Here is a 16,902-nt window from a genome sequence, read left to right as displayed (position 1 = left end):
TTAATTGGCCGGTCGATTGCCGCCCTTGACCATTTCAAAGCGAAATAAACGGCATTCAATGGCGCCATTAAACAAGGGTGTGCGCATGGATTCCTTGAGGCGTAATGCCTTGGGAACCTGCAAGTCAGCAGTAAACAGATAAACCTGCCAACCGGCAAACTGGCCTTTGAGGGTGCTGGAAAATTCGGCATAAAAGCCCGGCTGCTCGGTAGATTCGGCAGCGCGTGCGGCTTCAATGGCTTCCGGTTTGAGTCCCCAGACTTCATCATCATCGGCCAAAATATCCTTGGCGGAACGACGGCCGCGGTGCTGGGCATCTGCTGCACCACCACCCGTGCCACCGCGCAGGGCAATCCGTTCGTCATAGGGTGGGTTGCTGAGCATAATGCCACTTTGGCCTTCGGCCAGCGCTTGTGGGGGTTTGACAAAGCGCGCATCGACCTGCTTGAAGGGCAGCGCAATCTGAATATGCGCGTCGCGGGCATTCTCTCGTGCCATGGTCAGCATATCGCCAGAAATATCACTGCCATAAATACCCAGATCGGCAGATTGGGGTTGATGTAATTGATCCACTGCCACGGCTTTCATGGTTTGCCAGTCGGTGAGTGGCACGCCTTGCAGTTTTTCAAATCCAAATTTTCGATTGACGCCAGGGGCAATGCCCAGGGCACTTTGCGCGGCTTCGATGATGATCGTGCCGCTACCGCAAAATGGGTCGTAGAGAACTTGGCCGGGTGACCATTTGGCCAGCCGCAGCAAGCCTGCGGCAAGGTTTTCCCGCAATGGCGCATCGCCAGTGGCTTTACGCCAGCCACGTTTAAACAGGGCTTCCCCTGATGTGTCCAGATAGATGGTGGCATGCGTGGCATCTAAAAAACCTTGTACGCGCACATCGGGAAACTGGGTGTCCACCGATGGACGGGCGCCGGTTTTATCGCGCAGCCGGTCACACACGGCATCTTTGATTTTTAAGGTGATGAACTCAATACTGCGCAAGGGCGATTTGATCGCCGTGACATCAACCCGCAGGGTATGGCGGGCGGTAAACCAGTTTTCCCAGCGCTGTTGCAACACCAGATCAAAAATATCGGATTCTTTGGTATAGCGGCCATGCGCAATTCGCAGCAACGCGCGGCTGGCAATCCGGCTATGTAAATTGATGGCAAAGGCGGTGATCCAGTTGCCAGAAACATGCACGCCACCAGGTACACTTTGGTGGACGTTGATCGTAAAACGAGCGGCCAGCTCTTTGAGCTCTTCGCTCAATGCGCCTTCCAGCCCACGCGGGCAGGTACAAAAAAAGGAAAGTGCGCCAGCAGTGGAATTGCTGGTGGCGGCGCTCATGGAACGGGGTACGGCAGATGACATTGGCAAGCCCTGAAATGGCAATACGCAGTAGTTTTGAGTGGTACTGGTATGGGGTATATAGTTAATTAACTAGCTTAAGTGCGTATTTATTAGTCCTTTTTAAATACACTACTAGACTATATTTTACCCGAGGGCATGCCACCGGTGTTGTGCAACGTGATTGGCTGTGCGCTGACGGTGCTTGCGCACCGGTCGATGCTCTGGATCAAGCTGAAGGCTGAACAGAAACTGAGCTGAATCAGGAATAGGAAAACAGTCCGACGCGATTGCCTTCGCTATCAATAATTTGTGCATGCAAGCCTTTACCGCTTGGCAATGGGGTAGCCGCTTTGATGATCAAACCACCGGCGTCATCGACGCGGCTCAGTACGGTTTGCAGATTGGGCAGGGCTTTCAGATAAACCACGGTGCCGGTTTCACTGGGTACGGCCTTGGCACCGGATAACACGCAGCCAGAAATCTGACCGTCTTTAAACGGAAAGACACCCAGCAGATTGCCATCCATATTTTGATGAATCAGCGTCACGCCCAGCAGGGTTTCATAAAACTCGACCGCACGATCAAAGTCGGTGGCAGGAATTTCAAACCAGCTGATGATATGGTCAGGGTGCTGGGTCATGGAGTCTCCATCGTAATAGTGTATTGATTAAAAAGGTTTGACGACAACTAAGATGACTACGGCAAATAACAGCAAAACTGGAGCTTCGTTAAACCAGCGATAGAAGACATGGCTCCGTTTGTTCTCATTTTTTTCAAATTTGCGCAGCATCGCACCGCATGCATGGTGATAGCCGATCAGCAGAACCACCAGCGCCAGCTTGGCATGCAGCCAGCCATTACCCGGTGCACGGCCAATCCCGTAATACAGCCAGAGCACCATGCCCAGAGCAATCGCCAGCCCGGAAAGCGGTGACATGAATCGGTAAAGCTTGCGTGCCATGATGAGCAGGCGCTGTCTGGCAGCAGGTTCGGTTTCCATCGCCAAGTTAACAAAGATGCGCGGCAGATAAAACAGTCCGGCAAACCAGGAGGTGACCATGACAATATGAAAGGCTTTGATCCAGAGCATCAGCGTATCGTGTAAAAAAATGAATGAAGGCTTAATATCAGCCATTCTACTTGGATAACCATGAGGAGCAAGCCATGAGTAATGCAATCAAACCTGTCACCTATCAGGCCAGTATCCCTGTGCTTCAGCAATTGCTGACGGCGCTGTCGCAAACCATTGACAAGACGGTTGCCCATTGCGAAGCGCATAAGATTGATCCCCAGGCCTTGCTGCAGGCGCGTCTGTATCCCAATATGTTCAATCTGTGCAAACAGATTCAGGTGACGTGTGATTTTGCCAAAAATATTCCGGCACGCTGCACCGCGACCGACCCAGTCAAGTTTGAGGATACAGAAACCACTTTTCCCGAACTGCAGCAGCGTATTGCGCGGGTGGTGGCCTTGCTTGAAAGTATTGACCCCAGCACCTTTGCAGGCATGGAAAACCGTTCATTGACCGTGCCATTGGGGCCAGAGCGCAGCATGAGCTTTGCGACCGCCAATGATTATCTGTTCAGGTTTGCGCTGCCTAACTTTTTCTTTCATGCCACCACCGCCTATGACATCCTGCGTCACAACGGTGTGCCGTTGGTCAAGCCCGATTATCTGGGTGAGCCAGTTTAAGTGTTGTTGGAAACCGGCAGTCAGACCGGTTTATTCAATATTCAAATTTGGCAGCCAGTGTGATTTGGGATCCGCCTCGCTGATATCCTTGTAGGTGACCGGCCGCTCACGTTTGGCGGGCGGCACGGCGCCAGGCGTGATGAAGGGGTCCATGTCTACATCAAACACCTTGCCGCTGATGCCCTTCTCAGTCCATTCCAGTTTGTAGTATTCACCGTTGAATGGGTTGATATGCAAGTCCTTTGGCCCGGTCTTCATGAACATCAGCGCGTATTCCAGCGCCACCAGATTATCGGGCGTAATCACCTGTTCCATCTTTTGGACTGGAAACCAGCAGAGTCGCTGCTTTTCGCCCGACAGACAACGGAATGGACGCATTGCCAAAAAGTATTCGCCCAGCTTGGGATCAATCTCAATCTTGAAAGGTGTTTTGCCATTGACGGCTTTGTCAAAGGCAATCGTGCCAATCACTTCGCGTTCGCCCTGGGTATTGCTGAGCACAATTTTTTTGGTGCCTGTCATCGGCATTTGTGCCTGGCTGGTCAGACTAGTACCCAGCCCGATTGCCATCATGAGCAAACCAGTCAAGACCTTGCGCCATGGGTATTGGATGCGTTGAGAAAATGCTGCTTTTGCGCTCGCCATGATACGTCTCCAAGTAGTGTGATTGGCCTCATTGCATGGATGAGGCCTTGTCGCTGCTGCTTCCCTCTCGATTATCAACAGACTAGCGCCTTGGTCGCCATTCTCGTTAAAAACTTACTCGTGGTTTTCCCTAGTCCCATCAGGCTGGCAGATTGTGCTTGGCAGGTGTGCCACAGCAATGACAAAAGCGTGCGAATGCGCCTTTGCGTGTGCCACACTGGCCACACTTGTCATGCAGGCCAATGCCGCAATGCGGGCAAAAATCATTGGCGGGATCTTTCAGATCAACGCTACGTTCGCAACCCGGGCACACACCTTTGGAGAGTCTGGTCAAAGCCAGGTCGTAGCTGAGTTCATCACGACGCTGTTCTTCGGGCAACTGCTCGGCCAGTTTTTGCTGAGCCAGATATCGATTCAGTGCCACAATCGCCTGTCGTCCCACTACCACCGTCACAATAATGCCTACGATATAGCGCACATAGCCGCCATAGCTGGGCAGGTAGGGCACCAGTTCGACAAAAAACGCAAACAGCGCAAAACCGATAAAGCCCCAGACAAACGGCCAATAGGTGCTTTGACGTTTTTTCTTGAAGAGCCAGCCGGCAATGCCCAACAAAGGCAGGGTCAGCATCAGTCGATAGCCAAACACGCGCAGCTCCTGCTTGCGCTCTATCTGCCAGAGTTGTTCACGTGCGGCGTCTTCCAGAAGATTGAGTTTGGCTTGTGCCTTTTCTTCGACCTGGCGTGCATCCAGATCAATCTGGCGTTGCTGTTCCATCGCCTCTTGTGCGCTGCGTTCAGCGGCCTTGATGGCGTCCAGTGCTTCGGTCCGTTTGATCAGTTCGGTATCCTGATCCGGCCGACCGGTGGCTTGGCGGGTTGCCAGCCAGTTATCAAAAGTTTCGCGGGCACTTTGATAATTGGTTTGCGCCGTGGTAGCTTTGAGCTCGGCTTGCTCCAGCGCATCACTGGCCTGCTTGACGGTTTTACGCGCCTGATCAATCTCGGCACGCAGTGGCGCAGCGGCCTGCTTATCCAGAAAATCTTCGGTGCTGTATTGATGTTCAACCTGCGGAAGATCTTCAACAATCGTGCTGCCCAGCCCGATCAAAAAACTTGCAAAAATAAAGGCGACTACCCATAGTCCACGACGAAACCATTTTTCGGACAAACGTAAGGACTTGCTCATGAGTGGGTCTCCCTGATTGAATGGCTTGCAGTATATAAAAAAAGGTGGAGGACCAGTGTCACTCCACCTTTTTATTTGGCTTTGGCTATCTGGGCACTAAGCCAACCGTTTATTCTCGTATTTGGCCGCTGCCCAGCACCACATACTTGAGGCTGGTCAGTCCTTCCAGACCAACCGGACCACGGGCGTGCAGCTTGTCGTTGGAAATGCCAATCTCCGCGCCCAGGCCATATTCAAAGCCATCAGCAAAGCGGGTGGAAGCATTGACCATCACACTGGCTGAATCCACTTCGCGCAAAAATCGCAGGGCGCGGCTATAGTCTTCCGTCACGATCGCATCGGTATGTTGCGATGAATAGGTGTTGATATGCTCAATCGCGGCATCCATATCGGCCACCAGCTTCACGGCCAGAATCGGGGCCAGATATTCGGTGCGCCAGTCGGCTTCAGTGGCCTCAACCAAATGGTTAATGCCGGCTTCGGCAAACTTGCTGCGAGCAGCGCTATCAACGCGCAGCTCAACCCCTTTGGCCTGATACATCGCGCCAATCTGGGCAAAAAAGCTGACCGGTACATCTTGTTGAATCAATAAAGTTTCCATGGTGTTGCAAGTGCCATAACGATGCGTCTTGGCATTTTCAACAATTGGCAGCGCCTTGCTCAGGTCGGCCCGATCATCCACATACACATGGCAAATACCATCCAGATGCTTGATCATCGGCACGCGTGATTCTTTAATCAGCCGCTCAATCAGTCCCTTGCCACCACGCGGTACGATCACATCCACATATTGCGGCATGGTGATCAGCTCGCCTACCGCAGCGCGGTCGGTGGTTTGAATGACTTGCACGGCTTCCTCCGGCAAGCCCGCTGTCGCCAGACCTTCCTTGACCAGTTTGGCCAGCGCCTGATTGCAATGAATCGCTTCCGAGCCACCACGCAAAATGGTGGCATTGCCGCTCTTGATGCACAAACCCGCTGCGTCCACCGTCACATTGGGACGCGCTTCGTAAATGATGCCAATCACACCCAGCGGTACGCGCATCTGCCCCACCTGAATGCCAGTAGGACGAAACTTCATATTGCTGATTTCACCAATCGGGTCGGGCAATTTGGCAATCTGCTCCAGGCCTTCAGCCATCGTGGCAATGGCCTTATCGGACAAGGTCAGCCGATCCAGCATGGCTGCGTCCAGACCATTGGCGCGGGCCGCCGCTAGGTCTTGTTCATTGGCTGCACGCAAGGCCGCCGCGTCACGCAGAATCGCTTTGGCAATCTGCAACAAGGCCATGTTTTTGGCCGCAGTCGGGGCCTTCGCCATCGCCCGCGAAGCCTGTCGTGCCTGCTGGCCAACCAGCTGCATATATTCTTTAATATTGATCTGATTCATGTGGGGTCGTTGCGATAAAAGCTTTGCGTACCATCTACGCAAATGAATAAACCATGATTTTACTCTGCTGCCCTATTCTTGGCTTTTTAGATTCGTTCTGATTGGCAGCTACTTATTGGAAACCCGCTTTTTCTTGCTAACCTTGCGAGGTGGTAATCGAGCCTCAGGCGCTCGCGATGTTGGCTTGAGCGCTGCCACAGGCCACATTTTTAGTACGGTTTCAATCACCGTGTCGAGTTGCTCGTACTTGCTACCCGTCTGAGCCATGATGGCAAAGCCACTGGCCATGGTCAAAAACAGGTCGACCAGGTTGTCAATATGGGTGCTTGCAGTGAGTTGCCCTTCAGCTTGAGCTTGCACCAGTCGCTCCTGCAGTTTGGTGCGATTTAATTGCATGACAACCTGGCGCGCATCATTGAGTGCTTGTGATGAGGTGCTGCTACATTCGCCCGCACTTTTCAAAATTAAACAGCCGCCCGGCAATTCGGGATTGGTCTGCATATCCACCACCGAACGTAAGTAAGCACCGACAGCTTGTTTGACATCCGCTTCGGCGTCCAGTTTGGCCAGACAGGTTTTGACATATTGTTCGGCATAACGCGCCAATACCTTCAGATACAGCGCTTCCTTGTCACCATAGGCCGCATACAGGCTCGGCTTGTTCAAACCCATCTCGGCTGTCAACTCGGCCAGAGAGGCACCCTGAAAGCCGTGCTTCCAAAAAACTGCCATGGCCTTATCGAGTGCCGTATCGGTACAAAAGGTGCGCGGCCGTCCGCGAGAGCTATTCATAAAAAATTAAAAAAGAAATCATTGCGATTATTGTACCGCTTGGTATATTATTTACCAAGCGGTACAGAATTCTATTCAAAGCACCGTCTTTTTCTTAATGAATCAATTCTCAGGAGTGACACCATGGCTCGTCTATTAAACAAAACTGCATTAATTACCGGTGGTACAACCGGTATTGGCTTTGCTACTGCCCAACAGTTTTTAAAGGAAGGCGCGCGCGTCGCCATTACCGGACAAGATGCCGGTCGTGTGACGGAAGCCGCAAAGCAATTGGGTGCAGGCGTGATTGCCATCCGTGCCAATGTTTCATCCGCAGAAGACATGCAAGCCGTGGCTACTCGGCTGCAAAGTGAATTTGGTGGATTGGATATCCTGTTTGCCAATGCGGGCATTGCCAAGGTGTCGCCACTGACAGACGTGGATGAGGCTCATATTGATGAGCAATTTGATGTCAATGTCAAAGGGGTCATCTTTACTGTGCAAAAGCTGTTGCCGCTGTTACGCAATCCAGCCAGCATTCTGTTGACCAGCTCGACCGCTGCTCAGCAAGGTATGGCAGGCATGTCAGTGTATTCAGCAAGCAAAGCGGCAGTTCGCTCATTGGCACGCTCACTGTCGGCAGAATTGATTGGCCGTGGAGTACGTGTCAACAGCATCAGCCCAGGCCCGATCGAGACGCCCATCTTTGGCAAGCTTGGTTTACCGAGCGAAGCCGTGGGACAAATGGCTGAGCAGATCAAATCGGGCATACCGGCAGGACGTTTTGGTCAGGCCGATGAAATTGCCAAGCTTGCGGTGTTTTTGGCCAGTGATGAGTCAAGCTACATCGTGGGTGAAGACTTTTTGATTGATGGTGGTTCAGCAACGATTTAAGCGTTTCCTAAATCAAAGTTTTGTATCAGCACGATAAGCAAACAGGTGGTCATGCATCAATGACCACCTGTTTTTATTTATTGAGATGATACGTCAGCGCCATCGCAATACAGTAAGCCAGTTCTTTGTGTGGCACGACCTCATCCGTATCAAACACGATGCTGCGATGACCAACAAAATGAAAGTCGTTGGGAAACAGGGTGCGAAACGTGTCGACCAGATTGGTCTGGCAATGAAAGTACATCGCATATTGCTCAGGCTGTTTGGGCTTCCAGTCAATCCGGATGGTGCTGCCGCTCTTGCTGGCTGAAGTGAGATAAGCGGGTTCTCCCCATTTGAGTGTTTCTTCCAGCTCGCCCACGCCGGTGGTGGCCGCAGCAGTCGCATAAATCAGCTCACGCAAAGCCAATAGCTTGTCGCGCATGAGGGGTGGGTAACTGGCAAACTTGCTGGCAACTTGGGGGTGAGTAATGGGAAGCATGGTTGAATCAGTCAGCGTGATTTTTGTTCTGGCACACACTCTACCGATTTATTGAGGCTTATTATTTGCTCTGAAACAGAGTGCGTAGCATAGCGTGCACAATAAGCGTGTCGATAGTGTGTTTTTCAGTGATAACAAAGAGGGGCGAATATGGATTGGTTTTTACTGGCACTTAAAAAATTTGGTGATTTCTCTGGCCGCTCACGGCGCAGCGAATATTGGTATTTTGTACTTTATTACTTGCTGATCAGTATCGGATTAGGTTTTGTGGATACCTTGCTTGGCTTGAGTAATGAGATAGTACCAATTGGCTTATTGGAAGCCGTCTTTACTTTGGTTATGTTGATACCATCTAGTTCGGTAAGCATCCGACGATTGCATGATATTGGCAAAAGCGGTTGGTGGCTGCTGCTCTCCATGTTGCCGATTGTGGGCACGATCATCCTGATTGTTTTCTTTTTTCAGGATAGTCAGCCAGGAGCGAATGAATATGGGGCTAATCCGAAGGAATAATGAAAATTTAAATAAGCTAATTAAAATAATCAGTGCTATTGCTGAAGCTTATCTCACCGCCCCAGCGCCACCCGTAACCCCAATTCCCGCATGGCATCCCAGGCGCTGGCGGGCAGGTTGGGGACTTTGATGCCTTTGGTGAGGCGATCGATTTGCGCGGCGGTGATGAGGGCGTCTTCCAGTTGATGGCTGGTGAGGCGTTTTAAAGCGGGCTCGATCAGGCGTTCACGCGGGCCCCAGACGCGGTGGTCGCGCAGGAGTTGCATGAGGGGTTTGCCCTGGGCGAGGCCTTGTTTGACTTTATAGAGCGTACGGATTTCTTCGCTCATGGCCCAGAGCACCAGCACTTCGGCTTCACCTTCACCACGCAGGCCGTCGAGCATGCGCATGAGTCGCGCCGGGTCGCCACCGAGCATGGCTTCATTGAGTTTGAAAACATCGTAGCGTGCCACGTCGAGCACGGCGGCTTGCACTTGTGCCATGCTCAGCGGGCCGGTCGGGTAGAGCAGGCCGAGCTTCATGATTTCCTGATGCGCGGCGAGCAGATTGCCTTCCATGCGATCCGCCAAAAATTGCAGGGTTTCGTGATCGGCTTTTTGGTATTGCAGGAGCAGGCGCTGCTTGATCCAGTCGGGCATCTGTTTATGTTCAACCAGATCAATGCGCAGCGTTATGCCGATGCGGCTGAGGGTGGCAAACCATTCGGCTTTTTGGGTGGCGCTATCAAGGCGCGGTAAAAAGATCAGGGTGACGACGTCCAGGTTATGGCGTGCCAACTCGGCATAGTCGAGCAGGGTGCTGGCACCATCTTTACCGGGCTTGCCGGTGGGGATGTGCAGCTCGACAATTTTTTTATCACCAAACAGGGAGAGTGATTGCTGTTCGGCAATCAGCTCGTTCCAGCTAAACCCACGTTCCACCTGGAGCACAATGCGTTCGCTAAAACCCAGTGTGCGTGCGGCTTTGCGGATGGCGTCGGCGCATTCAAGCCGTTGCAGCGGCTCGTCACCATGCAGCACATAAATGGCGGCCAGCTTGTCCTTGCCGTCCTGTGCGGCAGCAGACTTGAGATGGGTGAAGAGCTGATCGGCCCGCAGTTGCATGTGAGAAGGCGGCTTATTGTTCGGCCAGCTTGGCGGCGTTCATGCGGCGCAAGATGTAATCAACCATATCGTGCTGCATGTCTTTGTAGAGGATCACGTCTTCGTTATCCTTGGCCAGCACCACGGTTTCATCGTAGGTCTGAATCCGTTTTTGTTTGAAGGTGGTGGCGGGCAGCCATTCCTGGCCCTTGCCGTTGTGCACGCGAAAGGTGATCTGATAGCGCAGCTCATATTCACGCACCCGACCGGCGGCATTGAGCGTGAGCACCACTTTTTCGCGATACTCGTTAATCAGCTCAAAAATCGCTTCGGCTTCCTTGGGGTCTTCCACCAGTTGGGTGGTGGTGCCATTACGAATATTACGGCGCAGTTCATTACCCAATTGCGAGTTGTCGGGCAGCCCGATATAGAGCGTTTTAAATGGCCAATTGGCCGTGCCCCGCAGCTGAAAACCACAAGCGGCGAGTGTCGCCAGGAGCACCAGCGCCGCACTCAATTTCCACAGTTTTAAAGAAAAAACAGGGGGTATATTCATTTTTACTGTCCTTAAGTGCGTATATATTAGGCTTTAAAATATACTCTATATGAGTATATTTAAGCTTGAATGGCGACCCAGTCAACTGGCACGCTGCTGCAACAGCGCACCGGCAGGCGCGCCACTACACCACAATATTGACCAGCTTGCCCGGCACCACGATGATTTTTTTGATCGTGCCACCGGCCACAAATTTTTGTACATGCTCATCGGCCAAGGCGGCGGCTTCAATCGCCGCTTTGTCGGCGCTGGCGGCTACCGCCAGTTTGCCACGCAATTTACCATTGACCTGTACCACCAGCTCGATGGTGTCTTGCACCAGTGCAGCTTCATCCACTTGCGGCCAAGGCGCGTTGAGAATATCGCCAAACGCCTGGTCGTATCCCAGACCAGTCCAGATGGCATGCGCAATATGCGGTGTGACTGGATACAGTACGCGAATGAACACCGACAGGGTTTCGGCCAGCACGGCGGCACTGGCTGGGCTGTCATCAAGCTTGGCGCTTTCCAGGGTGTTGAGCATTTTCATGCAGGCCGACACCACGGTGTTGTACTGCAGACGCTTGAAGTCAAACTCAGCCTGCTTGAGCGTGTTGTAGATGTCTCGCCGCAAGGCTTTGTGGGCATCGCTTAAGGACACGCTGCTCAAGGCCGGTGCAGTGCCAATCAGGCTGCTGTGCTTGTGGGCAAAGGTCCAGGCACGACGCAAAAAGCGGCTCGCGCCTTCCACACCAGATTCACTCCATTCCAAAGTCTGTTCGGGCGGTGCGGCAAACATGGTAAAGAGGCGGGCGGTATCGGCACCGTATTGGTCGATGATGGCTTGCGGGTCAATGCCATTGTTTTTCGACTTGGACATTTTTTCGGTGCCACCCAGTTGCACCGGCTGGCCATCGCTGCGCAAGGTGGCGCCCACCGGACGACCTTTGTCGTCGTGCTGGACATCCACATCGGCCGGATTGAACCAGGTTTTTTTGCCGCTCGGGTCTTCCCGATAAAACACTTCATTCAAGACCATGCCCTGCGTGAGCAAGTTGCTGAATGGCTCATCAAACTTGAGCAGACCCATATCGCGCATGACCTTGGTCCAGAAGCGTGCATAGAGCAGGTGCAAGACCGCGTGTTCAATCCCGCCAATGTACTGATCCATCGGCATCCAGTAATCATTGCGCGCATCGACCATGGTGCCTGCACCCGGGCTGGTATAGCGCATGTAATACCAGGATGAATCAATAAACGTGTCGAGTGTATCGGTTTCGCGGCGCGCTGGCTTGCCACACTTGGGGCAGGGCACATTCAAAAAGGCGTCGCACTTGTTGAGTGGATTGCCTGAACCATCCGGAATCAGGTCTTCTGGCAACACCACGGGCAAGTCTTGCTCGGGCACGGGTACATCGCCACAGTCATCGCAATGAATGATCGGGATCGGCGTGCCCCAGTAACGCTGGCGCGAAATCCCCCAGTCACGCAGACGGAAGGTGATCTTCTTTTCACCCAGACCTTTGGCCGCGAGGTCGGCGGCAATGGCGTCCACTGCAGCCTGATGACCTAGACCGTCGTACTTACTGGAGTTTATACAAACACCTACATATTTATTACCGTACCATTCTTGCCAATGATTTGCAGTAAAAGAAGTTATCGCTTCGTCTGAACCAGTACCATTACCGCTTCCTGCCCCTGAACCTGTGCCGCCGCCATAACCAGTTCCATCTCCAAAACCATCAGAAGAGCCACGTTCTATCACCTGCTTGATGGCAATCCCATATTTTTTGGCAAAGGCAAAGTCGCGTTCATCATGGGCGGGTACGCCCATCACCGCGCCATCGCCATAACTCATCAGCACATAGTTACCTACCCACACGGCCACCTGCTCGCCAGTCAAGGGATGGGTGACCAGCAAGCCGGTTGGCATGCCTTTCTTTTCCATGGTGGCCATGTCCGCTTCGGCCACACCACCCTGTTGGCATTCTTCAATAAAAGCGGCCAGTTGCGGATTGCTTTGTGCCGCCAGGGTGGCCAGTGGGTGCTCGGCCGCTACCGCGCAAAAGGTCACGCCCATGATGGTATCGGCACGCGTGGTAAACACATACAGCTTGCCGTCGTTGATCAACTCGCCACTGGCGTTGCTGATGGTGTGTGGAAAGGCAAAGCGCACGCCGGTGGATTTGCCAATCCAGTTTTGCTGCATGATCTTCACACGTTCGGGCCAGCCAAGTGGTTGCAGATCTTTCAGCAGTTCTTCGGCATATTGGGTAATGGCCAGGTAATAGCCCGGGATCTCGCGCTTTTCAACCAGCGCACCGGAGCGCCAGCCACGGCCGTCAATCACCTGCTCGTTGGCCAGAACAGTCTGGTCAATCGGATCCCAGTTAACGATCTGGGTTTTTTTATAGGCGACACCTTTTTCCAGCATCTTCAAAAACAGCCACTGATTCCACTTGTAGTAGTCGGACTGGCAGGCCGCAATTTCGCGTGACCAGTCAATCGCCAGGCCCATCGCGCCCATCTGCTTCTTCATGTAGGCGATATTGTCGTAAGTCCAGGCAGCTGGCGGCACCTGATTGGCCATCGCCGCATTTTCGGCCGGCATGCCAAACGCATCCCAACCCATTGGCATCAACACGTTATAGCCATTCATGCGCAAATAGCGATACATCACATCGTTGATGGTGTAGTTGCGCACATGGCCCATATGCAGCTTGCCCGAAGGATAGGGCAGCATCGAACAGGCGTAGTATTTGCCCTTGGGAAAGCGTGTATCATTTTCAACGGCACGGTAGGCATCAATGGCCTGCCAGTGGGATTGCGCCGCCTGTTCAACGGCGGTAGCGTCGTATTTATCTTGCATGGAAGTCATGAGGGAAACGTGTCGGCTAAGTGGAGTCGGGTTGCTGTCAATTGGCGCGGCTCAAATCATCGTTAAGGTTATTGGTCATCCAGTGAGCAATGACACGATCAGATGCGTGAGCTGCGCATCAAGGCGCAAAGCCGCAAATTATAACCGCTGCGGCGGTCTTTACCGAGGGATTGGCGCGCTGTCGACTTTGCGCCGTGCTGCTGGCTTGCTGTCTGCTAAGTTTGCAGTCAATCCTTACTTGCCGGCTGGTTTGGCTGCATCATTATTTTCCGCCACAGGCTGCTGAGTCACCAACGCAATCCGCGCTAAACCGGCTTTTTGCGCCATGCTCATGATTTCGGCGAGGGCTTTGTAGCGCACATTCTGGTCGGCGCGAATCTGCACGTCGGGTGGGCCGGAAGGACCGGTGGCTTTGCCGGCATCAATGAAACGGGTGTTGAGATCTTCAACATTGATGAGCTGGTTGTCGAGAAACAATTTTTCGCTGGCGTCGATGCTGATCGCAATCAACTTGGTGGTATCGGGCGTGGCGCTGGCGGCTACCTTGGGCAAGTCGAGCTTGAGCGAGCGCGTGAGTGCGGGCGCGGCGAGGATGAAGATCACCAGCAGTACCAGCATCACGTCAATCAGCGGCGTCATATTGATCTCGCTCATTGGCTGTGCTGCGCGGGGGTTGTCGAGTCGTCCGAGTGCCATGTCTGCTCCGCTGAGTGCTGACTGAGTTACTTGCTGATTTCTGCCCGAATTAATTTGACTCTGACCCTATTTGTTTTTGATCTTGTGGATCAGAAACACGTGCAGGTCGTGGGCAAAGCCTTCCAGTTCTTCCACTGTGTGGCGGACCAGTTTGCCAAAGATGTTGTAGGCGAGCACAGCGGGAATCGCCACGGCGAGGCCAGCGGCGGTCATGATCAGGGCTTCACCGACCGGGCCGGCGATTTTGTCGATGGCAATCTGGCCTTCACCGGCAATGGAAATGAGCGCGTGGTAAATGCCCCAGACGGTGCCAAACAAACCCACAAAGGGCGCCGTGGAGCCGACTGAAGCCAGAAATACCTGACCGAATTCGAGCTTGCGGGTGCCATTGGCAATCGCGCCGCGCAAGGCACGCACAATCCGTTCGTCGGGAGCGACTTCGGCATTCAGGCTGCCTTTGCTCAAGGCCAGGCTGGCAGCGTTGACGCCCGCGTCGGCGATGGGGGCATACAGGCCTTCGTTATCCTGTAGTTTGACGGCGGCCACGCCATCGGCCAGGGTGGGGGCATTCCAGAAAGCGCCGGGCGCATCACGGTTGATGCCGCGAATTTTTAAAAAGGCGAGCGCCTTGGCAAAAATGAAGCACCAGGACAGGATGGACATGATGAGCAGCAAAATGCCAACGGTGCGCGACACGCCGTCGCCCGATTCCCAAAAATGATTAAAACCCAGCGCGTTGTTCATGGATGACCTGATTTGGTTAAGTAATGATGCAGCAATGGTTCAGCAAAACTATTCGACAAATTGAAAGCGGCGGCCATGCCGGTGGTCGAGCTATCCGCCGCCCGGTTTATTTCAGCCCCAATACGTCCTGCATGTCAAACAGGCCATTGGCGCGACCTTTGAGGTAACGCGCAGCACGCAGGCTGCCGATGGCGTAAGTCACACGGGAGGAGGATTTATGAGTGATTTCAACGCGCTCGCCAGTACCGGCAAAGAGCACTGTGTGGTCGCCCACAATGTCGCCGCCACGTACGGTGGCAAAGCCAATCGTGGAAGGATCACGTTCGCCGGTGATGCCTTCGCGGCCATACACGGCGCAATCCTTGAGATTACGACCCAGTGTGTCGGCAATCACTTCGCCCATTTTGAGGGCCGTGCCGGAGGGCGCATCCACCTTGTGGCGATGGTGCGCCTCGATGATTTCAATATCGTAGCCCGTCGCCATCAGTTTGGCGGCAACTTCGAGCAGCTTTAAAGTGACATTCACGCCCACGCTCATATTGGGCGCCATCATGATGGCGATTTTTTTGCTGGCCAGCGCAATATCCACTTTTTCTTCGGGACTAAAGCCGGTGGTGCCGATGATCAGCTTGGTGCCGGTTTTTTCGGCTGCGGCAAGATGTTTGAGGGTGCCTTCGGGACGGGTAAAGTCGATTAAAAACTCGGCTTTGGCGAGCGTGACTTCAATATCGGCAGAAATCAGCACGCCGGTGTTTTTGCCCAGAAAGGCACCAGCATCCTGGCCGATGGCCGGGCTGTCGGGTAAATCCAGTGCGCCGGTCAGTTCGGCGTCGTGCGTGTCGAGAACGGTTTCAATCAGAATCCGTCCCATGCGCCCGGAGGCGCCAGCGATGGCAAATTTCATGGATTGGCCTTGTTGTAGCGAGGTGATGACAAATTTAATGGGTAAAGCAAGTTAAGCGTTGACGTGGCACGATTGGCCACATCAAGAGCCAAACAGATTGCCCCAGATGGAAGTGCGTGCCTTGGGGCGCGAAGCGTCGATGCGCTCGACAAACTCGGCTTCGGTCGGCAGGTCCTCGGTGGCGGTGTAGCGCGCCAGCCGGTCGCCTTCAAAGAACAGGGCCAGATTATGCTGCTCGATCTGACCTTTGTTTTTGCCCGAGCCGGTACGGTAGGCAAACACATAATCCCAGCGATCGGCGTGGAACATGTCGGTCACCAGCGGTGTGCCCAGGACAAACCGGACCTGGTCGCGTGACATGCCGGTTTTGAGCTGGCTGGCCATTTCGCGGGAAATGAAGTTGCCCTGGATAATGTCAATCCGGTATGGTGTGACCGAATTGGCGATATAGCCCGTCCCCTGATTGAAGTAGGAGCAGCCGCTCAAAGTGAGCGCCGACAGGACGATGATCAGGCAGCCTGCAAGCAGGACAAAAGTGCGAGAAAATAATTTAGAAGGAATATTCATCATTTGGGTGTGTGCCCCAAGTAAAATCGAAAAATTGCAAGTGTAAACGACCTGATGCATCTTGTCGGCATCAGGCTGGTCTGTCTTTCTATGGAATCGGTCAATGAGCAATCCCAATGAACTGAAAAGTATCGGTCTTAAAGCCACTTTACCGCGCTTGAAAGTGCTGGAAATCTTCCAGAACAGTAGCGTGCGCCATATGTCAGCCGAAGACGTGTATCGCATTTTGCTGGGCGAAAACCTCGACATCGGCCTGGCCACAGTCTATCGCGTCCTGACCCAATTTGAGCAGGCGGGCTTGTTGAGTCGCAACCATTTTGAAACCGGCAAGGCGGTTTTTGAGCTTAATGAAGGCTCTCATCACGACCATCTGGTCTGTTTGCAATGTGGTCGGGTGGAAGAGTTTTATGCACCTGAGATTGAGCGCCTGCAGGTGCAGATTGCCAAGGATCGGGGCTTTTCCATTCAGGAGCATGCCCTGTCACTGTATGGTAACTGTCTCAAAGAAAACTGCGAATATAAAAGCAAGCTGTAAATAATCCTAATTTTATAATTTACAGGGAGTATGGTTTAT

The 16,902-nt window shown here is 53.2% G+C and carries 19 protein-coding genes; 4 read left to right on the top strand and 15 right to left on the bottom strand.

Translation table 11 applies throughout. From position 1 onward, the window contains the following. The 3 genes from ACMYR3_RS14005 to ACMYR3_RS13995 all read right to left on the bottom strand — a co-directional run bounded on the left by ACMYR3_RS14005 (position 1) and on the right by ACMYR3_RS13995 (position 2,437). Positions 1-1,344: a THUMP domain-containing class I SAM-dependent RNA methyltransferase gene (locus ACMYR3_RS14005; protein WP_424196527.1), complete on the bottom strand. Its 1,344-nt coding sequence runs from the start codon at positions 1,342-1,344 to the stop codon at positions 1-3. A 262-nt stretch (positions 1,345-1,606) separates the two neighbouring features. Further along, entirely contained in the window at positions 1,607-1,987 is a 381-nt protein-coding gene (locus ACMYR3_RS14000) for a VOC family protein (protein ID WP_424192550.1), read from the bottom strand. 27 nt (positions 1,988-2,014) lie between these two features. Then, complete coding sequence (locus ACMYR3_RS13995; protein ID WP_424196525.1) at positions 2,015-2,437, bottom strand: CopD family protein; 423 nt, start codon at positions 2,435-2,437, stop codon at positions 2,015-2,017. A 74-nt stretch (positions 2,438-2,511) separates the two neighbouring features. Here ACMYR3_RS13995 and ACMYR3_RS13990 point away from each other — a divergent pair, with 74 nt between their 5' ends. After that, on the top strand, positions 2,512-3,039 hold the full coding sequence (locus ACMYR3_RS13990) for a DUF1993 domain-containing protein (protein ID WP_424192549.1): 528 nt from the start codon (positions 2,512-2,514) through the stop codon (positions 3,037-3,039). 30 nt (positions 3,040-3,069) lie between these two features. Here ACMYR3_RS13990 and ACMYR3_RS13985 read toward each other — a convergent pair whose 3' ends face one another. The 4 genes from ACMYR3_RS13985 to ACMYR3_RS13970 all read right to left on the bottom strand — a co-directional run bounded on the left by ACMYR3_RS13985 (position 3,070) and on the right by ACMYR3_RS13970 (position 7,055). After that, positions 3,070-3,684: a hypothetical protein gene (locus ACMYR3_RS13985; protein WP_424192548.1), complete on the bottom strand. Its 615-nt coding sequence runs from the start codon at positions 3,682-3,684 to the stop codon at positions 3,070-3,072. Between the two features lie 139 nt (positions 3,685-3,823). Beyond that, positions 3,824-4,873, bottom strand: coding sequence for a serine endopeptidase (locus ACMYR3_RS13980; RefSeq protein ID WP_424192547.1), 1,050 nt, complete (start codon positions 4,871-4,873; stop codon positions 3,824-3,826). A gap of 109 nt (positions 4,874-4,982) precedes the next feature. After that, a complete protein-coding gene (locus ACMYR3_RS13975) occupies positions 4,983-6,263 on the bottom strand; it encodes a glutamate-5-semialdehyde dehydrogenase (RefSeq protein ID WP_424192546.1) in 1,281 nt (426 codons plus the stop codon). Between the two features lie 108 nt (positions 6,264-6,371). After that, complete coding sequence (locus ACMYR3_RS13970) at positions 6,372-7,055, bottom strand: TetR/AcrR family transcriptional regulator (RefSeq protein WP_424192545.1); 684 nt, start codon at positions 7,053-7,055, stop codon at positions 6,372-6,374. Between the two features lie 123 nt (positions 7,056-7,178). On the opposite strand from ACMYR3_RS13970, the gene ACMYR3_RS13965 reads away from it, so the two are divergent. Next, a complete protein-coding gene (locus tag ACMYR3_RS13965) occupies positions 7,179-7,928 on the top strand; it encodes an SDR family oxidoreductase (protein WP_424192544.1) in 750 nt (249 codons plus the stop codon). A 73-nt stretch (positions 7,929-8,001) separates the two neighbouring features. Here ACMYR3_RS13965 and ACMYR3_RS13960 read toward each other — a convergent pair whose 3' ends face one another. After that, entirely contained in the window at positions 8,002-8,409 is a 408-nt protein-coding gene (locus ACMYR3_RS13960) for a DUF1801 domain-containing protein (RefSeq protein ID WP_424192543.1), read from the bottom strand. Between the two features lie 150 nt (positions 8,410-8,559). Between ACMYR3_RS13960 and ACMYR3_RS13955 the strand changes: the two genes are divergently transcribed. Next, positions 8,560-8,922 carry a DUF805 domain-containing protein gene (locus ACMYR3_RS13955; RefSeq protein ID WP_424192542.1) on the top strand — a complete coding sequence of 121 codons (363 nt, stop codon included), beginning with the start codon at positions 8,560-8,562 and terminating at the stop codon, positions 8,920-8,922. A 53-nt stretch (positions 8,923-8,975) separates the two neighbouring features. On the opposite strand, the gene holA is transcribed toward ACMYR3_RS13955, so the two are convergent. From holA to ACMYR3_RS13920, 7 genes are all read right to left on the bottom strand, one after another. Continuing rightward, complete coding sequence (holA, locus tag ACMYR3_RS13950) at positions 8,976-10,025, bottom strand: DNA polymerase III subunit delta (RefSeq protein ID WP_424192541.1); 1,050 nt, start codon at positions 10,023-10,025, stop codon at positions 8,976-8,978. 13 nt (positions 10,026-10,038) lie between these two features. Further along, positions 10,039-10,560: an LPS assembly lipoprotein LptE gene (gene lptE / locus ACMYR3_RS13945; RefSeq protein ID WP_424192540.1), complete on the bottom strand. Its 522-nt coding sequence runs from the start codon at positions 10,558-10,560 to the stop codon at positions 10,039-10,041. Positions 10,561-10,684: 124 nt separating this feature from the next. Then, positions 10,685-13,408, bottom strand: coding sequence for a leucine--tRNA ligase (leuS, locus tag ACMYR3_RS13940; protein WP_424196523.1), 2,724 nt, complete (start codon positions 13,406-13,408; stop codon positions 10,685-10,687). Between the two features lie 243 nt (positions 13,409-13,651). Then, positions 13,652-14,113 (bottom strand): ExbD/TolR family protein, encoded by a 462-nt coding sequence (locus ACMYR3_RS13935; protein WP_424192539.1) that lies wholly within the window; start codon positions 14,111-14,113, stop codon positions 13,652-13,654. Between the two features lie 66 nt (positions 14,114-14,179). Next, a complete protein-coding gene (locus ACMYR3_RS13930) occupies positions 14,180-14,857 on the bottom strand; it encodes a MotA/TolQ/ExbB proton channel family protein (RefSeq protein ID WP_424192538.1) in 678 nt (225 codons plus the stop codon). 106 nt (positions 14,858-14,963) lie between these two features. Then, a complete protein-coding gene (gene dapB, locus ACMYR3_RS13925; RefSeq protein WP_424192537.1) occupies positions 14,964-15,761 on the bottom strand; it encodes a 4-hydroxy-tetrahydrodipicolinate reductase in 798 nt (265 codons plus the stop codon). An 81-nt stretch (positions 15,762-15,842) separates the two neighbouring features. Continuing rightward, positions 15,843-16,331: an outer membrane protein assembly factor BamE gene (locus ACMYR3_RS13920; protein ID WP_424192536.1), complete on the bottom strand. Its 489-nt coding sequence runs from the start codon at positions 16,329-16,331 to the stop codon at positions 15,843-15,845. 100 nt (positions 16,332-16,431) lie between these two features. Here ACMYR3_RS13920 and fur point away from each other — a divergent pair, with 100 nt between their 5' ends. After that, complete coding sequence (gene fur, locus ACMYR3_RS13915) at positions 16,432-16,863, top strand: ferric iron uptake transcriptional regulator (RefSeq protein WP_424192535.1); 432 nt, start codon at positions 16,432-16,434, stop codon at positions 16,861-16,863. Positions 16,864-16,902: the final 39 nt, after the last annotated feature.

The sequence above is a fragment of the Ampullimonas aquatilis genome (assembly GCF_049675895.1).
GTDB lineage: Bacteria > Pseudomonadota > Gammaproteobacteria > Burkholderiales > Burkholderiaceae_D > Ampullimonas > Ampullimonas aquatilis.
Note: the sequence above shows the minus strand (reverse complement) of the source record. Positions and strands in the feature narration are given on the sequence as shown.